Origin of the sequence: Rhizobium sp. CC-YZS058 (assembly GCF_034720595.1) — a bacterium.
GTDB lineage: Bacteria > Pseudomonadota > Alphaproteobacteria > Rhizobiales > Rhizobiaceae > Ferranicluibacter.
Genome location: NZ_JAYESJ010000001.1, coordinates 1,773,964 through 1,790,658, shown reverse-complemented (window position 1 = coordinate 1,790,658; position 16,695 = coordinate 1,773,964). Strand labels below are relative to the sequence as shown.

At 66.2% G+C, this 16,695-nt stretch carries 15 protein-coding genes; 7 read left to right on the top strand and 8 right to left on the bottom strand.

Translation table 11 applies throughout. The annotated features are described in order from the left end of the window. Positions 1–201: 201 nt before the first annotated feature. From U8330_RS08495 to glmU, 3 genes are all read right to left on the bottom strand, one after another. Positions 202–915 carry a DUF502 domain-containing protein gene (locus U8330_RS08495; protein ID WP_323104770.1) on the bottom strand — a complete coding sequence of 238 codons (714 nt, stop codon included), beginning with the start codon at positions 913–915 and terminating at the stop codon, positions 202–204. Between the two features lie 61 nt (positions 916–976). Beyond that, a complete protein-coding gene (glmS, locus tag U8330_RS08490) occupies positions 977–2,803 on the bottom strand; it encodes a glutamine--fructose-6-phosphate transaminase (isomerizing) (RefSeq protein ID WP_323104768.1) in 1,827 nt (608 codons plus the stop codon). Between the two features lie 113 nt (positions 2,804–2,916). Beyond that, positions 2,917–4,278, bottom strand: a complete 1,362-nt coding sequence (gene glmU / locus U8330_RS08485) for a bifunctional UDP-N-acetylglucosamine diphosphorylase/glucosamine-1-phosphate N-acetyltransferase GlmU (RefSeq protein ID WP_323104767.1) — start codon at positions 4,276–4,278, stop codon at positions 2,917–2,919. Positions 4,279–4,528: 250 nt separating this feature from the next. On the opposite strand from glmU, the gene U8330_RS08480 reads away from it, so the two are divergent. The 7 genes from U8330_RS08480 (at position 4,529) to U8330_RS08450 (ending at position 12,127) form a co-directional block, all read left to right on the top strand. Next, positions 4,529–6,277: a hypothetical protein gene (locus U8330_RS08480; RefSeq protein ID WP_323104765.1), complete on the top strand. Its 1,749-nt coding sequence runs from the start codon at positions 4,529–4,531 to the stop codon at positions 6,275–6,277. 160 nt (positions 6,278–6,437) lie between these two features. Further along, a complete protein-coding gene (locus U8330_RS08475; RefSeq protein WP_323107234.1) occupies positions 6,438–8,333 on the top strand; it encodes a SurA N-terminal domain-containing protein in 1,896 nt (631 codons plus the stop codon). Positions 8,334–8,341: 8 nt separating this feature from the next. After that, positions 8,342–9,370 carry an anthranilate phosphoribosyltransferase gene (gene trpD, locus U8330_RS08470; RefSeq protein ID WP_323104764.1) on the top strand — a complete coding sequence of 343 codons (1,029 nt, stop codon included), beginning with the start codon at positions 8,342–8,344 and terminating at the stop codon, positions 9,368–9,370. After that, on the top strand, positions 9,367–10,185 hold the full coding sequence (trpC, locus tag U8330_RS08465; RefSeq protein WP_323104762.1) for an indole-3-glycerol phosphate synthase TrpC: 819 nt from the start codon (positions 9,367–9,369) through the stop codon (positions 10,183–10,185). The genes trpD and trpC overlap by 4 nt, the downstream gene beginning before the upstream one ends. Beyond that, positions 10,182–10,682, top strand: coding sequence for a cyclic pyranopterin monophosphate synthase MoaC (moaC, locus tag U8330_RS08460; protein WP_323104761.1), 501 nt, complete (start codon positions 10,182–10,184; stop codon positions 10,680–10,682). Before trpC ends, moaC begins: the two co-directional genes overlap by 4 nt. Next, on the top strand, positions 10,679–11,899 hold the full coding sequence (gene glp / locus U8330_RS08455; RefSeq protein WP_323104760.1) for a gephyrin-like molybdotransferase Glp: 1,221 nt from the start codon (positions 10,679–10,681) through the stop codon (positions 11,897–11,899). Before moaC ends, glp begins: the two co-directional genes overlap by 4 nt. Before the next feature lie 81 nt (positions 11,900–11,980). After that, on the top strand, positions 11,981–12,127 hold the full coding sequence (locus U8330_RS08450) for a hypothetical protein (protein ID WP_323104758.1): 147 nt from the start codon (positions 11,981–11,983) through the stop codon (positions 12,125–12,127). A 153-nt stretch (positions 12,128–12,280) separates the two neighbouring features. On the opposite strand, the gene lpxB is transcribed toward U8330_RS08450, so the two are convergent. From lpxB to lpxD, 5 genes are read right to left on the bottom strand one after another with little or no spacing between them, the layout of a single operon-like run. After that, positions 12,281–13,459, bottom strand: coding sequence for a lipid-A-disaccharide synthase (gene lpxB, locus U8330_RS08445; protein WP_323104757.1), 1,179 nt, complete (start codon positions 13,457–13,459; stop codon positions 12,281–12,283). Continuing rightward, positions 13,456–14,343 carry an LpxI family protein gene (locus U8330_RS08440; protein ID WP_323104756.1) on the bottom strand — a complete coding sequence of 296 codons (888 nt, stop codon included), beginning with the start codon at positions 14,341–14,343 and terminating at the stop codon, positions 13,456–13,458. The genes lpxB and U8330_RS08440 overlap by 4 nt, the downstream gene beginning before the upstream one ends. Before the next feature lie 5 nt (positions 14,344–14,348). Beyond that, the gene (gene lpxA, locus U8330_RS08435) at positions 14,349–15,161 is read right to left on the bottom strand and encodes an acyl-ACP--UDP-N-acetylglucosamine O-acyltransferase (protein ID WP_323104755.1); all 813 of its coding nucleotides are present in this window, start codon (positions 15,159–15,161) and stop codon (positions 14,349–14,351) included. Positions 15,162–15,163: 2 nt separating this feature from the next. Continuing rightward, entirely contained in the window at positions 15,164–15,634 is a 471-nt protein-coding gene (fabZ, locus tag U8330_RS08430) for a 3-hydroxyacyl-ACP dehydratase FabZ (protein ID WP_323104754.1), read from the bottom strand. Continuing rightward, positions 15,627–16,694, bottom strand: a complete 1,068-nt coding sequence (lpxD, locus tag U8330_RS08425; protein WP_323104753.1) for a UDP-3-O-(3-hydroxymyristoyl)glucosamine N-acyltransferase — start codon at positions 16,692–16,694, stop codon at positions 15,627–15,629. Before lpxD ends, fabZ begins: the two co-directional genes overlap by 8 nt. Position 16,695 lies beyond the last annotated feature (1 nt).

Here is a 16,695-nt window from a genome sequence, read left to right as displayed (position 1 = left end):
ACATCAGGGGCAGAAACCGTGGGCCTGCTCCCAGCGAGAGGAGCTCCCTCTTCGGCAGACAAGTCTGAGCGACCCTTCAGGTATCGAGGCCAGAGATTTCGGCGAGCGGTCGCCTCTGGGTCTCTCCCCCCATGTGAGGGAGATGGGCGGCAGCCCAGAGGGGGTTTTTCCGCCGAGGCCAAAGAGTCCGAAACGGCCCCTTCAGCCCCCCGTCCGCTCCTGCTCGACCACCGGCGCCGCGGCAGCGCGGCGGCTGCGGCGGGGGATGGGCGGGCCCTCCGGAGGGGTGACGAGGCCGACGGAGATGACGAGCTTGGCGGCATCCTCCGGGCTCATGTCGAGCGGCACGATCTTTTCCCGCTCGACGAAAACGAGGAAGCCGGCCGTCGGCACCGGCGTCGGCGGCATGAAGCAGGCGACCATGTCGCGGCCCATGGCGTCGAATTTGGAGGCGACCTCGCCCTTGGCGTCGGTGGCGATGAAGACCAGCGACCAGAGCCCCGCGCTCGGATATTCGATCAGCGCCGCCTTGTTGAAGGGCGTACCCTGGTCCTTCAGCACCGTTTCGAAAATCTGCTTCAAACTGCGATAGAGGCCGCGCACCAGCGGCATGCGGTCCATGATGGATTCGCCGAAATCGACGATCGAGCGGCCGATCAGGTTCTTGCCGAGAAAGCCGATGATGGTGATGACGATCAGCGCGATCAAAAGGCCGAAGCCCGGCACCGCGAAGTTGAGATAGCTTTCCGGATTGTAGCGGGCCGGAATATAGGGCTTCACCCAGCTGTCGGCCCAGCGGATGAAGGTCCAGGTGAGCCAGATGGTGATGGCGATCGGCGCGCAGATGACGAGGCCCGCCAGGAAGTTGTTCCTGAGCCGGGTGGCAAATGACAGGCGGGGCGAGGTCTCGGTCATGCGCCGATCTTAGGAGTTTGCTGCCGTGCGGTAAATCGGGAAACTGCGCTGCACAATCCCCTCACTCGACCGTGACGGATTTGGCCAAATTGCGTGGCTGGTCGACATCCGTGCCCATGAAAACCGCCGTATGATAGGCGATCAGCTGGATGGGCAGCGAGAAGATCATCGGAGCGATCAGCTCGTCGACCGTCGGCAGCACGATGGTGCGCATGGTGGCGAGCTTGGAGGCGGCCGCCCCCTTCTCATCGGTGATGAAGACGATCCTGCCGCCGCGCGCCGCCACTTCCTGCATGTTGGACACGGTCTTGTCGAAGAAGCGGTCGTGCGGGGCGATGACGATCACCGGCATGTTTTCGTCGATCAGCGCGATCGGGCCGTGCTTGAGCTCGCCCGCCGCATAGCCTTCGGCGTGGATATAGGAGATTTCCTTGAGCTTCAGCGCCCCTTCCAGCGCCAGCGGATAGGCGGTGCCCCGGCCGAGATAGAGGACGTCGCGGCAGCGCGACAGCTCGCGCGACAGGCTCTCCATATCCGGCTGGATGGCGTTGAGGACGCGGGCCATGATGCGCGGCATTTCCACGAGATGACGCACCAGCGCCTGCTCTTCCTCCGCCGACACCGTGCCGCGCGCGCGGCCGGCCCCGATGGCAAGGGCCGCCAGAACGGCGAGCTGGCAGGTGAAGGCCTTGGTCGAGGCAACGCCGATCTCCGGCCCGGCCATGATCGGGAAGACGGCATCCGATTCCCGCGCCATGCTCGATTCGCGCGCATTGACGACCGTGCCGATCGTCAGCCCGGCCTCCCGGCAATAGCGCAGCGATGCCAGCGTGTCGGCAGTCTCCCCCGACTGCGAAATGAACAGCGCTGCGGAGGCCGGAGACAACGGGATGTCGCGATAGCGGAACTCCGAGGCGACGTCGATTTCCACCGGCAGGCGGGCATAGCGCTCGAACCAGTATTTGCCGATCAGTCCGGCCAGATAGGCCGTCCCGCAGGCGGACATGGCAAGGCTGGAAATGGCCGCGAAGTCGATCGCTGCGGCCGAGGGGCGGACGCGGTTCTCGATGAAATCGACGTAATGGCCGAGCGCGTGGGAGATCACCTCCGGCTGTTCGTAGATTTCCTTCTCCATGAAATGGCGGTGATTGCCCTTGTCGACCAGATAGGCGGCCGCCTGGGAGACCTGGCGCGGCCGCGAGACGGGGTTGCCGGCCCGGTCGAAAATCTCGACGCCGGTCTGCGACAGCACGGCCCAGTCGCCGTCGATCAGATAGGTGATGTCGTTGGTGAAGGGCGAGAGCGCGATGGCGTCCGAACCGAGGAACATTTCGCCGCGACCGTGCCCGATGGCGAGCGGCGGGCCGGACCGGGCGGCGAGGATCGCATCCGGCAGATCATCGAACAGGACCGCGAGGGCATAGGCGCCGGTGACGCGGGCGAGCATGGCCTGCATGGCAGCGCGCGGCGCCAGCCCTTCGCGCCGCAGCCGGGCCAGCAATTGCGCCACGACTTCGGTATCCGTCTGGGTGACGAAGGTCGCACCGCCGGCGATCAGCTCGTCCTTGATCTCGGAAAAATTCTCGATGATCCCGTTATGGACAACCGCGACGCCGCCCACGAAATGCGGATGGGCGTTGATCTCGGTCGGTGCGCCATGGGTGGCCCAGCGGGTATGGGCGATGCCGATCGTACCGCCGAGCGGGAGAGCGGCAAGCTTGGTCTCGAGGTTGAAGAGCTTGCCCTCGGCGCGGCGGCGATCCAGCCGGCCTTCATTCAAGGTGGCGACGCCGGAGGAATCATAGCCGCGATATTCCAGCCGCTTCAGCGCCTCAACCAGTCGCTGCGAAACCGCTGAATTGCCGACGATGCCGACGATGCCGCACATGAGCTTCTCCAAAATCTTCTGTCTTGCGAGGCTTGCTAGCCTGTTCCGCGCACGCAGAAAACGGGTCCGAAGCTCACTTTGAGAGTCAGGCGGTAACGTCCCGCCTGACGGGCCTATTTCGCCTTTTGCCGGGCGGCCTTTTCGGCCCGGTACCGCTCGCGCAGAAGGGCCGCGCGCCCTTCCTTCACCTCCTGGCGCGCGCGGCCGAAGGCCACCGCATCGGCCGGCACATCGGCGGTGATAACACTGCCGGAGGCAACCAGTGCGCCGTCGCCGATCGAGACGGGGGCAACCAGGGCGGAATTCGAGCCGATGAAGGCGTTGGCCCCGATCTTCGTCACATGCTTGTTCACGCCGTCGTAATTGCAGGTGATCGTGCCGGCGCCGATGTTGGTCTCCGCTCCCACCGACGCATCACCGATGTAACTGAGGTGATTGACCTTGGCGCCCGCCCCGATCTCGGCCTGCTTGACCTCGCAGAAATTGCCGACCTTCGATTTTTCCTGCAGCCTGGCACCGGGCCGAAGCCGCGCATAGGGGCCGACGCTCGCCCCGGACGCGACATGCGCGCCTTCGAGATGGGAAAAGGCGTGGATGAGGACATCGGGCTCGACGGTGACACCGGGGCCGAAGACCACATTCGGTTCGACCACCACATCCTGGCCGAGCACCGTGTCATGAGAGAGGAAGACGGTCTCCGGCGCGATCATCGTCACACCGGCGAGCATCATGTCGTGCCGGCGGGTCTGCTGCCAGGCGGCTTCGATCCGCGCCAGTTCGGCACGCGTGTTGCAGCCCATCAGCTCGGCTTCCGGGGCTTCAATCGCCACCGCCCGGCCACCGCGGGCACGCGCCACCTCGACGATATCGGTCAGGTAATATTCGCCCTTGGCATTGGCATTGCCGATCTCCGACAGGAGCGCCAGGGCTTTGCGGCCATCGATCGCCATCAGCCCGCCATTGCAGAAATCGATCCTGCGTTCCGCATCGCTCGCATCCTTCTCCTCGCGGATCGCGACGAGGGCCCCGTCCTCGATGAGCAGCCGGCCGTAGCCGGTGGGGGCGGCAGTGCGGAAGCCGACGACGACGACATCATGGCCCTGCGAAAGGGGCGCACGCGCCTTGGCCAAGGTTTCCGGGGTGACGAGCGGCGTATCGCCGAAGACGACGATCAGGTCGTCATAGCCGGCTTCGATCGCGGACCGGGCGGCCAGCACGGCGTGGCCGGTGCCGAGCCGTTCGGTCTGGATGACGGTGGTGGTCGGCAGGTCGGGGCGGGCCGCGGCCTTTTCGACCGAGGCGGCATCGCGCCCGAGCACCAGCGCGGCATGGTCGACGCCCGCGCGGCTGAGCGTCTCCATCACATGGCCGATCAGCGGACGGCCGGCGAGCGGGTGCAGTACCTTGGAGAGCGAGGATTTCATGCGGGTGCTCTCGCCGGCGGCGAGGACGATGGCGAGACAGCGACGAGCCATGGTTTCGAGCTTCCTTCCCCGGCGCAGCCGCGCCGCCTGTGGTCCGCATCGGACTGTGAGCAAAGCCCGAGGCGCGAATCCGGTTCCCCGCCTCATAGAGCAAAAGCCGGGACAGACAAACGGCTCTTCGCAGAGGAGACCGAAAAGCCTGCGGGACACGGCGTCCGGTCACATTCGAATGATAAAATTTACCGGCCGCAAAGGGGAAGAGTGCCATAGCAGGACAACACCCACTTGCATGAGGCTTGTGATGACCGTGTCTTCGCCTGTGCCCCTTCCGCTCGACAGACGATTTGCCCGCCCGACCCGCCGCTTCAGCCCGCTTCTCGTGCTGATCGGGGCACTGATTCTGCTGCCGCTCTTCCTGATCGTCACGATCCCGCAGCCGATCGGCCCGATGTTCTGGGATCAGTATCTCTATCTCGATGCGGCCAATCGCATCCATGATGGGCAGATACCCTCGGTCGATTTCTTCGCGCCCGTCGGCGCGCTCGGCTATTATGTCTTTGCGCTGGCCTTGAAGCTCTTCCCGTCCGGCAGTCCCCTCCTCCTGTCCAGCTGGTCGCTGCTCTTCGTGTCCGCGCCGCTGATGGCCCTTGTGCTGATCGACGTCTCCCGCCGATCCGTCCTCATCGCCTTCGCCCTGCTCATCCCCTTCCTGTTCTTCTCGCTGCTGCCTTTCAATCTCGGCGAGTTCTATCCCTTCCCGGGTTCCGACGGGTTCGGCATCTACAACCGGCAGGTCTGCCAGCTTCTCTATGTTCTGGCCGCAGCACTCCTCTTCATCGAGCAGACGCGGTTGTTGATCGCCGCGGTGGCGCTCGGCATGCTGGCCCTGTTCCTGACGAAGGTGACCGGCGCCGTGGCCGGCACGGCGCTGTGCTTCATGGCGCTGATCGCCGGTCGCCTGAGCTTGAGAGCCGGTGTGGCGGCGGCCCTGATCGTGCTTGTCGCGCTCGGCCTGTTGGAAATAGGCTTCGGCCTTGTCTCCGCCTATCTCGGCAACATCCTTGCGCTCGTCGAGGTCAACGAGGGCAGCCTGATGCCGCGCCTGCTTCAGGCCGCGTCCCTCAATTTCGGGGCCGCGCTTGCGATCGTGCTGCTTGCCGCAGCGCTCTTCGTTCTCGACCGCGCCCTCCTCGCCCAGCGCCTTGCGATCCTCCGGCGCAAGCGGTCGCTTGCAGCCCTCACCCGTCTCCTCGACCATCCGAGCCTCTGGCTTCTCGCCTTCCTGGTGGCCGGCCTGCTGTTCGAAAGCCAGAACACCGGCAGCCAGGCGCTGATCTTCGTCTGGCCGCTGCTGATCGCCATCCTGGCGGACCGCATGGAGGGGCCGTCGCCAAGTAGGGGTCAGGCCACCGTTGCGGTTCTGGCACTGGCGCTCGTTCTGCCGCAGGTCTCAACCCTCGTGCAGAAGGCCGGGCGCGCCTGGATCGGTACGGTCGGCAATGTCCGGCTGGAGAGCGCGCATTTGAAAACCATGGGCGCCGTCAACCTTCGCCCCTTCATGGCGCTGCGCGCCGAGCGGATGGACCGGATCTATGTCGACCAGCGCGCCGCCTATCGGGAGATCGCCGCTGCCGGCGAACATGGCTCCTTCCTGCTCTTCAGCGACTATGACTTCCAGGCCGGCTGGCTAAGGCAGGTGGACCGGACGGTCGGGGCGCTCAAGGCGTACGAGGCCGACCATGGCGTGCACTTCGAAACGCTGTTCAACATCGACTTCACCAACCCCTACCCCTATCTGATGGATCGCCATGCCCCGAAGGCCGTGGCGATCGGGGCGGATCCGTTCCGTGCCGTGCCCCCGGTCGACCAGGCCGTGACGGCGGCGCTGTCTGCGGTCGATGTAGCGATCCTGCCCACCTGCCCCGTCACGACGACGCGCGAAGCGCTGCGCGCGCTCTACGAGCCGAGCCTGGCCGGTACCCATCAGCGCATCGCGCTGACCCCCTGCAGCGAAGCCTTCATCCGCAACGATCTCGTGAAGGCGCGCTGAGAGTTCGGCCCCTTCTCATCATCGGGAGTTTGTTCTAAGGAACGACACCGGCCCACCGTTCGGGGGGCCGGTGCATGCGCTTGCGCATGTATCGGAGATCGAGGCAGCAGGCTTGAAAAAAGCCCTGCCTTCGGATGGCATGGCGAGGACGATAGAGACGATGCTCGAAGCTTTGAGGCGCGGTGCGCAGACCTGGGTGGTCAAGGGACTTTTGTTGGTTCTGGTCGCCTCCTTCGCCGTCTGGGGTGTGCAGAGCTCGATCCATGCCGGCGCATCCAATTCGGTCGTCACCGTCGGCGACGTCACCGTCGGCCCGGCCGATTTCCGGCTGGCCTATGAGCGCCAGCTCGCCCAGCTTTCCCGTCAGTTCGGCACGAGGCTGACGCGCGACCAGGCCCGCGCCTTCGGCGTCGAGCAGCAGGTCTATTCCCAGCTCGTCGCCGGTGCGACGCTGGATCAGCTGTCGCGCGATCTGAAGCTCGGCCTGTCGCAGGATCGGCTGGCGACGCTGATCAGCCAGGACCCGGCTTTCCGCGGCGTCAACGGCCAGTTCAACCGCGAAATCTTCTCAAGCGTGCTGCGCAATGCCGGCCTGCGCGAGGCGGATTACATCACCAACCGCAGCCAGGTCGCCGTGCGCTCGCAGGTCGTCGAGGCCGTGTCCGACGGGTTCACGCCGCCAGCGGTTCTCGTGGACGCGCTGAAGACCTATCGCAACGAGACGCGCACCATCGATTATCTCCTCCTGTCGAACGCCAATGTCGACCCGATCAAGGCCCCTTCCGACGAGGTGCTGCAGCCTTGGTTCGAGGAACACAAGGCCGATTACCGTGCGCCGGAATTCCGCAAGTTCAGCTATGTGAAGCTCGAGCCGGCCGATATCGCCAATCCCTCGGCCGTGACCGAGGAGGAGCTGCGCGCCGACTATGAGAAGCGCAAGGCCAGCTATTCGACGCCGGAGACCCGCACGATCGAGCAGCTCGCCTTTCCGACCAAGGCTGACGCCGATGCGGCCGCCGCCAAGCTCGCCGCAGGCACCAGCTTCGACGCGCTGGTGACCGAACAGGGCAAGACCGCCGGCGACGTGCTGCTCGGCGACCTGACCCGCGGCCGCATCCCCGATGCCAAGATCGCCGAAGCCGCCTTCGCGATCCCCGCCGCTGGCGGCACCTCGCCCGTGGTCGAGGGCCCCTTCGGCCCGGTCATCCTGCGGGCCACCAATATCCGCCCCGCCGCAACCCGCCCCTTCGAGGAGGTTCGGGACGAGCTGCGCCAGGAACTGGCGCTCGCCAACGCCGCCTCCGAGATCATGGCGATCCATGACAAGTTCGAAGACAGCCGCAACACCGGTGCGACGCTGAAGGAAGCGGCCGACCAGGCCAATCTGAAGCTTGTCGAGATCGCGGCCATCGACCAGCGCGGCAATGACGAGCAGGGCGAAAAGGTGCAAGGCCTGCCGCAGGAGCAGGAGCTGCTGACGGAAGTGTTCCGCACGACGCCGGGCGACCAGACGCTGCCGGTCAATCTCGGCCGCGAAGGCTATGTCTGGTTCGACGTCGAGGACATTACCGCCGCGCGCGACCGGACGCTGGACGAAGCGCGCGAGCGCGCCGTCGCCGACTGGACGGCCGAGCAGCAGCGTGCCGAACTGGCCAAGAAGGCCGAGGAACTGAAGGCCCGCGTCGCCAAGGGCGAGACGCTGCAGACCATTGCCGGCGAGCTCGGACTTGCCGTCGAGACCAAGACAGGCCTGCGCCGCAACACGCAGCAGGACCCCGCGCTCTCCGCGGCCGCCATCGCAGCCGCCTTTGCCGGGCCGAACGGCCTTGTCACCAACGCCGCCGGCCAGGATGGCGAAGGCCAGATCCTGATCAAGGTCACCGCGGTCGAAACCGGCGGCGGCGATGCGCTCGACCAGGACGACCGGCAGATCACGGCGATTGCCCAGGCGAGCGGCGACGACATCCTCGACCAGATGGTGAGCGAGCTGCAGACCCGCTACGGCGTGACGATCAACCAGCAGGTGGCCGACGCGGCGCTTGCCCAGGCACGCTGAGGCCGGCGATGGCGGATCTCAAACCCTTCATCGCCGCCGCCGCCCTGGGCCGACCGCTGGACCGCGAGGAAGCGCGCGCCGCCTTCGAGATCATCATGTCGGGGGCGGCGACGCCCTCCCAGATCGGCGGCTTCCTGATGGCGCTGCGCGTGCGCGGCGAAACGGTGGACGAGATCGTCGGCGCCGTCGGCGCCATGCGGGCGCGGATGCTGACGGTCGACGCACCGGCCGAGGCGATCGACATCGTCGGCACGGGCGGCGATGGCGCAGGGACATACAACATCTCGACCCTCGCCGCCCTCATCGTGGCCGGCGCCGGCGTTCCCGTCGCCAAGCACGGCAACCGGGCGCTCAGTTCGAAGTCCGGCACGGCGGATGCGCTGTCGCAACTCGGCGTGAAGCTCGATATCGGGCCGGACCAGATCAGCCGCTGCATCCGCGAGGCGGGCGTCGGCTTCATGTTCGCCCAGCAGCATCATTCGGCCATGCGCCATGTCGGCCCGACGCGGGTGGAGCTCGGCACCCGCACGATCTTCAACCTGCTCGGCCCCCTGTCCAACCCGGCGGGCGTCCGCCGCCAGCTGGTCGGCGTCTACGCGCCGCAATGGGTGCTGCCGGTGGCCGAAGTGCTGCGCGATCTCGGCTCCGAAAGCGTCTGGGTCGTTCACGGCGAAGGGCTCGACGAGATCACCACGACCGGCACGACCGAGGTTGCTGCCGTCGAGAACGGCGCGATCCGCCAGTTCACTCTCACCCCGCGCGATTTCGGGTTGCCGACCGTTTCCCTTAAGGCCTTGCGCGGTGGCGACGGTGCGCAGAATGCCCTGGCGCTGACCGGCGTGCTGAACGGCGACGAGAACGCCTATCGCGACATCGCGCTCGCCAATGCCAGTGCCTCGCTCCTTATCGCCGGCCGCGCCGCAAGCCTGACCGAGGGCATGCAGCTCGCGCGCCAATCGCTTACGAGCGGCGCGACGGCCAAGGCGCTCGAACGGCTCGTCGCCGTGTCCAACCAGCCGGCCGAGGTGTCCGCATGAGCACGATTCTCGATCGTATCGAAGCTTACAAGCGCGAGGAGATTGCGGCCGCGAAAGCGCGGGTGCCGCTTGCCGATCTCAAGGCGATGGCCGCCGAGCAGGAGCCGCCCCGTGGTTTTGCCAAGGCGCTGTCGGCACGCAAGTCTGCCGGCCAGTTCGGCCTGATCGCGGAAATCAAGAAGGCAAGCCCGTCCAAGGGCCTGATCCGCGCCGACTTCGACCCGCCTGCCCTGGCAAGGGCCTATGAAGCGGGCGGTGCGGCCTGCCTTTCCGTGCTCACCGATCGCCCGAGCTTTGAGGGCGCGCCGGAGTTTCTGACGGCGGCCCGCAAGGCCTGCGGCCTGCCGGCTTTGCGCAAGGACTTCATGTTCGACACCTATCAGGTGGACGAAGCCCGTGCCTGGGGTGCCGATTGCATTCTGCTGATCATGGCCTCGCTCGACATCGACGCGGCGAAGCGCCTGCAGGACGCGGCTTTCGCGCATGGCATGGACGTGCTCGTCGAAGTGCATGACGAGGCGGAGATGGAGCAGGCCCTTCGGCTCTCGTCCCCCTTGATCGGCATCAACAACCGCAATCTCAAGACCTTCGAGGTCGACATCGCGCTTTCGGAGAAATTGGCGCCGATGGTGCCGGAGGACCGGCTGCTGGTGGGCGAAAGCGGCATCTTCACCCATGCCGATTGCCTGCGCCTGCGCGACAACGCCTCGATCAGCACCTTCCTCGTCGGCGAAAGCCTGATGCGCCAGAGCGACGTCGCTGCCGCCACCCGCCAGCTGCTGACCGGCTCCGCCGCCGCGCAGGCCGCGGAATGAGCGGGCCGCGTCTGACCCATCTCGATGCAGCCGGCGAGGCTGCAATGGTCGATGTGGGCGACAAGACCGAGACGGTTCGGATCGCCGAAGCGGAAGGTCATGTCCGCATGGCGGCCGAAACGCTGCAGCTGATTCTCGACGGCAATGCCAAGAAGGGCGATGTGATCGGCGTGGCGCGGCTTGCCGGCATCATGGCCGCCAAGCAGACCGCATCGTTGATTCCGCTCTGCCATCCGCTGATGCTCACCAAGGTGGCCGTCGACATTACGCCCGATCCCGACCTGCCCGGCCTGCGCGTTGCCGCCATGGCCAAGCTCACGGGGCGCACGGGTGTGGAGATGGAGGCGCTGACGGCCGTCAGCGTTGCCTGCCTGACGATCTACGACATGGCAAAGGCGGCCGACCGCGAGATGGAGATCGGCGGCATCCGGCTGCTGGCGAAATCCGGCGGACGCTCCGGCGATTATCGCCGCGACCCATCGGCAGATCCGGCATGAGCCTGCTGCCGGTCGAAGAGGCGCTCGAACGCCTGCTTTCAAGCGCCGTCCCGATGACGGACAAGGAAGAGGTTGCGTTGGACGACGCGCTCGGCCGGGTGCTTGCCGCGGATGTCGCCGCGCGGCTCACCCATCCGCCCTTCGACAATTCCGCCATGGACGGCTATGCGGTGCGCGACGCAGACGTTCGCGTGTTGGGCGCCGAGCTTTCCGTCATCGGCCAGGCGGCGGCGGGCCATGGGTTTGCGGGCGTCGTCGGCGTCGGCGAAGCGGTCCGCATCTTCACCGGCGCGCCGGTGCCTGAGGGTGCCGATTGCATCCTCATCCAGGAAGATGCGGAGGTGATGGGCGACGGGCGCATCCGCAGCCGCTTTCATCCCGGACCCGGCCGCCACATCCGCCCGCGCGGCCAGGATTTTCAAGACGGTCAGCGCGTGCTTGAGGCCGGGCAGAGCCTCGACATGGCGCGGCTGACCGTTGCCGCGGCCATGAGCCATGCGCGGCTTCCGGTCTATCGCCGTGTTCGCGTGGCGGTTCTTTCGACCGGCGACGAACTGGTCGCGCCCGGAACCCTGCCCGGCCCTCACCAGATCGTCGCCTCGAATGGAACCGGCATCGGCGCGCTGGCGCGGGAAAACGGTGCTTCGGTGATCGACCTCGGCCTCGTGCCGGATGATCGCGACGCGCTGGCGGATGCCGTGGCTCGGGCGCAGGAGGCCGGCGCCGATGTGCTGGTGACGCTGGGCGGCGCCTCTGTGGGCGATCATGATCTCGTCCGCTCGACTCTGCTTTCGCTCGGCATGGCGCTCGACTTCTGGAAGATCGCCATGCGCCCGGGCAAACCGTTGATGGTCGGCCGGCTGGCAGGCATGCATGTGCTGGGCCTTCCCGGGAACCCGGCCTCGAGCCTCGTCTGTGGCCTCCTCTTCCTGGAGCCGCTTCTGCGCCGGCTCGGCCACCTGCCGACCGCCGAACGCGCGCGAGAGGCGATCAGCGGTCGCGCACTGCCGGCCAATGACAGGCGCCAGGACTATGTGCGGGCGCGCTTGATCCGCAGGGCGGACGGCACGCTGGAAGCGACCGCCTTCGACAGGCAGGATTCCTCGATGATGTCGGTATTTTCCGCAGCCGGCGCCCTGATCGTGCGTCGGCCCCAGGCGCCTGCGCTGAACGCCGGGGATCCCTGCCGGATCCTCATGCTCCGCGCGCCGGAATAGAGCGGCTTTCCCCCTTTCCCGTCCGTGTCTGCGCCCTATCTTCAACAGCCTCTCCGCATTGAAGACAAAGGGGCGTTTTGCGTGAACAGGAATATGATCTATGCCGTCTTGGGCGGCCTTGTCGTTCTCGTCGTGGTGATGGGGGTCTATATTTACGACAAGGAATCCAAGCCCGATGGCGTCGAGCTGCGGATCGGCGAGAACGGGGTGTCGGTTCAGGAAAACTGACATTTGCGGCCGCGCGTCACACCGCTGACACGTTAAGGCTTTAGCAAGGATGCAGCGAGATAATCCAGACAGTCGAGCCGACCACGGATGAACTGGCGGCTTCTCACTGGATTGACGAAAGGTCGGGTTTTCACCCGGCCTTTTTGTTTGTCCCTATGCCGGCTGCCCGCCTTTGCGGGCGCAGCAGCCGAGAACGATCTCGGCGGCTTTCTCTCCCGGCGCGATGTCGGTCGACATGATCTCCCAGACGCGCTGATAGCCCTCAAGCATGGTGCGGCGCTCGGCTGTGTCGGCGGACAGGCGCTCCAGCCAGCGCGCCAGGGCGCCGGGCCGCACCGATTCGTTGAAATATTCGGGCACGACCGGGTAATCGGCGATCAGGCTCGGCAGGTTTGCACTCCAGATGCGGATGCGCTTGTGCATCATGCGGATCAGGAAATCGGCCTTGTAGGTGGAGACCACGGGAATGCCGCAGAGCGCCAGCTCGAGAATGACCGTGCCGGAAGCCGCGATGGCCGCATCCGCCTCGGCGAAGGCTGCCCATTTGGCTGTCGCGCCTACTGTCACTTCCGGTTTGACCCGCCAGTCCGCGATTGCGGCTTTGACGCGCTCTGCCTGGCGCGGAACGGTGGGCAGCAGAAACCGCGTTCCCGGCTGCCGCTGCGCCAGCTCCTCGACCGCTTCGCGAAAGGGCGGCAGAAGACGCGAGGTCTCGCTGCTGCGCGAACCGGGAAGGACCAGACAGGTGGCAGGCCGGCCGAGACCCGAGGCCGCGCGGGCGGCTTGTGCGGCGCGGACAGCGCGCACATTCGGATCCACCACGAGGCGATGGCCGACATAGGTCGTGGACGGCCCGCCAAGGCGCGCCATCACCTCCGGCTCGAAGGGCAGGACGGCCAGCACGTGATCCACATAGGGCCGCATGCGCTGCGCGCGCTCCGGCTTCCAGGCCCAGACGCTGGGGCAGACATAATCGACGATCGGTAGATCCGGCAGGCCGGCGCGCACCTTGCGCGCGACACGATGGGTGAAATCCGGACTGTCGATGATGACCAGCACGTCGGGCCTCGCCGCGATGATCGCATTGGCGGTCTGGCTGATACGGCGAACGAGATTCGGTAGCCGGGCAAGGACCTGGGACAGGCCCATGATCGACAGTTCGGAATAATCGAAGAGCGATACGAGACCCTGCGCCTCCATCTCCTCGCCGCCGACGCCCACGAGCTCGACCGCGCCATGCCGCTGCCTGAGCGCGCGAACGAGATCGGCGCCTAAGAGATCGCCGGACACCTCGCCGGCCACCAGCGCAAGCTTCAAGGGACGATCGGTCATGGCTTCACCTCTTCCTTGCCGGCAGGGGACCCGCGATCGAGCCCGGTGATGAAAATGCCGGCCTGCTCAGCCGCCGCCATGGTTTCTCCCCGCTCCAGCACCAGCGCCCGGCCGGCTTCGACGGCAATGCCTGCGAGCCCGGCAGCGACAGCCCCTTTGACCGTCGACGGCCCGATCGACGGCAGATCGGCCCGCAGATCCTGCTGCGGCTTGCAGAGCTTGACGAGGACGCCGCGCCGGCGCGGCGAGATTCGGCCCTGGCGGCGCAGCTCCGCCACCCGCGCCAGCATGGAATCCGTGCCCTCCGGCCCTTCGAGGGCCACCACGCGCCCGCCGACCGCAACCGCGCCCTGCCCCACATCGAGCGCACCCAGAGCGTTAGCAGCTGCCGTGGCGGCACGCATATCGGCCTCATCCGCCGCCCCCGGCAAAACTGAACCCAGCGGACCGACTTCGGCTAGAAGATCGGGGAGGATCTCCTGGACGCCGATTACCCGTGCCCCGCTCGCCTCGATGAGCTCGATCGCCATTTTGAGAACCGCATCGTCGCCACCGGAGAGAAGCGTGCGGAGAACGGCGGGAACGCGCGACAGCGTGCGCAGCGTGGGGCGAATGTCCCGCCATTCCGGCCGGCGTCGAACGCCCCCGGACAGAACGACGCGATCAATCCTCTTTTCGCGGAATGTCGCGCTGATCTCGCGAAAATTGCCGATCCCGAGCGTCCTGCGCTCATAGTCCGACCAAGCGTCGCCCGCCTCGCCGGCGAGCGCGATGATGAAAGGGTCCTCGCCGTGCTGCCGCGCGGCTTCGGCCACGTGATGGGGAAGCGCGCCGCCGCCGGCGATGATGGCAAGCCTGCCCTTCGGACGCGGCGCGCCATCCATCGGCCTCAGCCTTTCTTGCCCCGCGAGGGCGAAGACAGGGCGCGGTCGCTGTCGGACGCGATGAAATCGAGAATCTCGATCACCGGTGCGCAGTCGGCATAGTCCGCGCGAATGGCGGCGGCATTGACGCGGATCGCGTCCGGCCCCTCGAAGATCTGCTTGTAGGCACGACGGACCTGATGGATCGTCGCCTTTTCGAATCCCGCGCGGCTCATGCCGACGACGTTCAGGCCCGACAGAACGCCCGGATTGCCGTTCAGCATGCCATAGGGAATGACGTCGTAGCTGACGGCCGACAGGCCGCCGATGAAGGCTTGGCGCCCGATGCGGGTAAACTGGTGAACGGCCGAACCGCCGCCGAGAATGGCGCGATCTTCCACCACCACATGGCCGGCCAGCATCACATTGTTGGACAGGATGATGTTGTTGCCGAGCATGCAGTCATGCGCGACATGGGCGTAGGCGAGAAAAAGATTGTTGTTGCCGACCGAGGTGACGCCGCCATGCTCCACCGTGCCGGTGTTCATGGTCACGCCCTCACGGATCGTGCACATCTCGCCGATGATGAGCCGGGTATCGACCGCGCTGTGGTGGACACTCTGGGAATCGCCGCCGATCACCGCGCCGGGGAAAATCTTCGTTCCGCGGCCGACACTGGTGCGCCCGGTGACCACCACATGGCTGAGCAGAGACACCTCGTCCGCCAGCACCACCTTGGCACCGACATGGCAGAACGGGCCGATGACGACATTCTCGCCCACGACCGCGCCCTCTTCGACGACGGCCATGGGGTGAATGCGGGCGGTGGTGGCGATCATGATTACACGTCTTTCCGGCTGGCGATCATCGCGCCGATATCAGCTTCCGCGACGAGCTGCCCGTCAACTTTTGCGTCGCAGTGAAATTTCCAGATGTTCCCGCGCTGCTTCTGCTTGACGACATGGAACTCGACCCGGTCGCCGGGAACGACAGGCTTGCGAAACCGGGCGGCATCAATGGTCATGAAGTAGACCAGATTGTCGCTGGACGCGGTCTTGCGGGCGCAGATGGCGCCGGCGGTCTGTGCCATGCCTTCGATCAACAAAACGCCGGGCATGATCGGATGTTCGGGAAAATGGCCCGTAAAATGCGGCTCGTTGGCCGTGACGTTCTTGATGCCGATCGCCGAATTGTCGCCGTCGATCTCGATGATGCGATCGACCAGGAGAAACGGATAGCGATGCGGCAGCAGCTTCAGGATTTCACGGATATCGGCCGTTCCGAGCACCGTGCTCGGCGCAGTCTCAGTCATGGGTCTCTCCCGTCTTGCGCTTTCTGCCTTCGACGCGGGCGGCGATCTGGGCGGCCTCGCGCAGGAAATCATGGATCGGCCGCGCCGGAATGCCGGCATAGCGCTCGCCGGCCGGCACATCCTGCGCCACGCCGCTCATGGCCGCGATCTGCGCCCGGTCGCCGATTGCGATATGGCCGTTGATGCCGCTGGCACCGCCGATCAGCACGCCATCGCCGATCCGCGTGCTGCCGGCAATCCCTGCCAGTGCCGCAATGCCGCAGAAGCGGCCGATCTGCACGTTGTGGCCGATCTGGACCAGATTGTCGATCTTGGTGCCTTCGCCGATCACCGTATCGTCCATCGCGCCACGGTCGATCGTCGCATTGGCGCCGATTTCCACATGATCCTGCAGGATCACGCGGCCGATCTGCACGATCTTGATCATGCCGCCCCTCGGGCCCGGCGCATTGCCAAAGCCATCCTGGCCGATGCGCGCACCGGGATGGACGATCACCGAATTGCCGACATGCGCGTAGAGCACCGTCGCACCCTGCGCGATCGTGCAGTCCCTGCCGATCGTGACACCGGCGCCGATGATGGCGCCCGCCAGGATCCGCGTGCCGCTTCCGATCTCGACATTGGCGCCGATGACCGCTCCGGGCTCGACCATCACGCCTGGCTCCAGCCGAGCCGTCGGATCGACGACCGCGCCGGGCGCGACGCCATCCATGCCACCCAGCGTCGGTGCCGGACGCAGCGCCTGCGGATGCAGAAGCGCGCCGGCCAAGGCGAAGGCCGTGTGCGGCGCACGTGTCAGGAGCACAGGGATATGGGGTGGAACGAAGCCGACCAGTGCCTTGTCGCAAATGACGGCGGCGGCCTTCGATGTTTCGAATTCGGCACGATTGCGCCGATGCAGCATATAGCAGACCTGATCCGGCTCCGCCCGATAGGTCGGCGCAACGCCGCGGACGATCCGGTCGGCGACCGAAGCATCCTGCAGCTCCGCGCCGATCCGCTCCGCCAGATCGCTCAGGCGGAGCCCGTCATGCGGCGGGAAAAAATGGGTACGATCCATG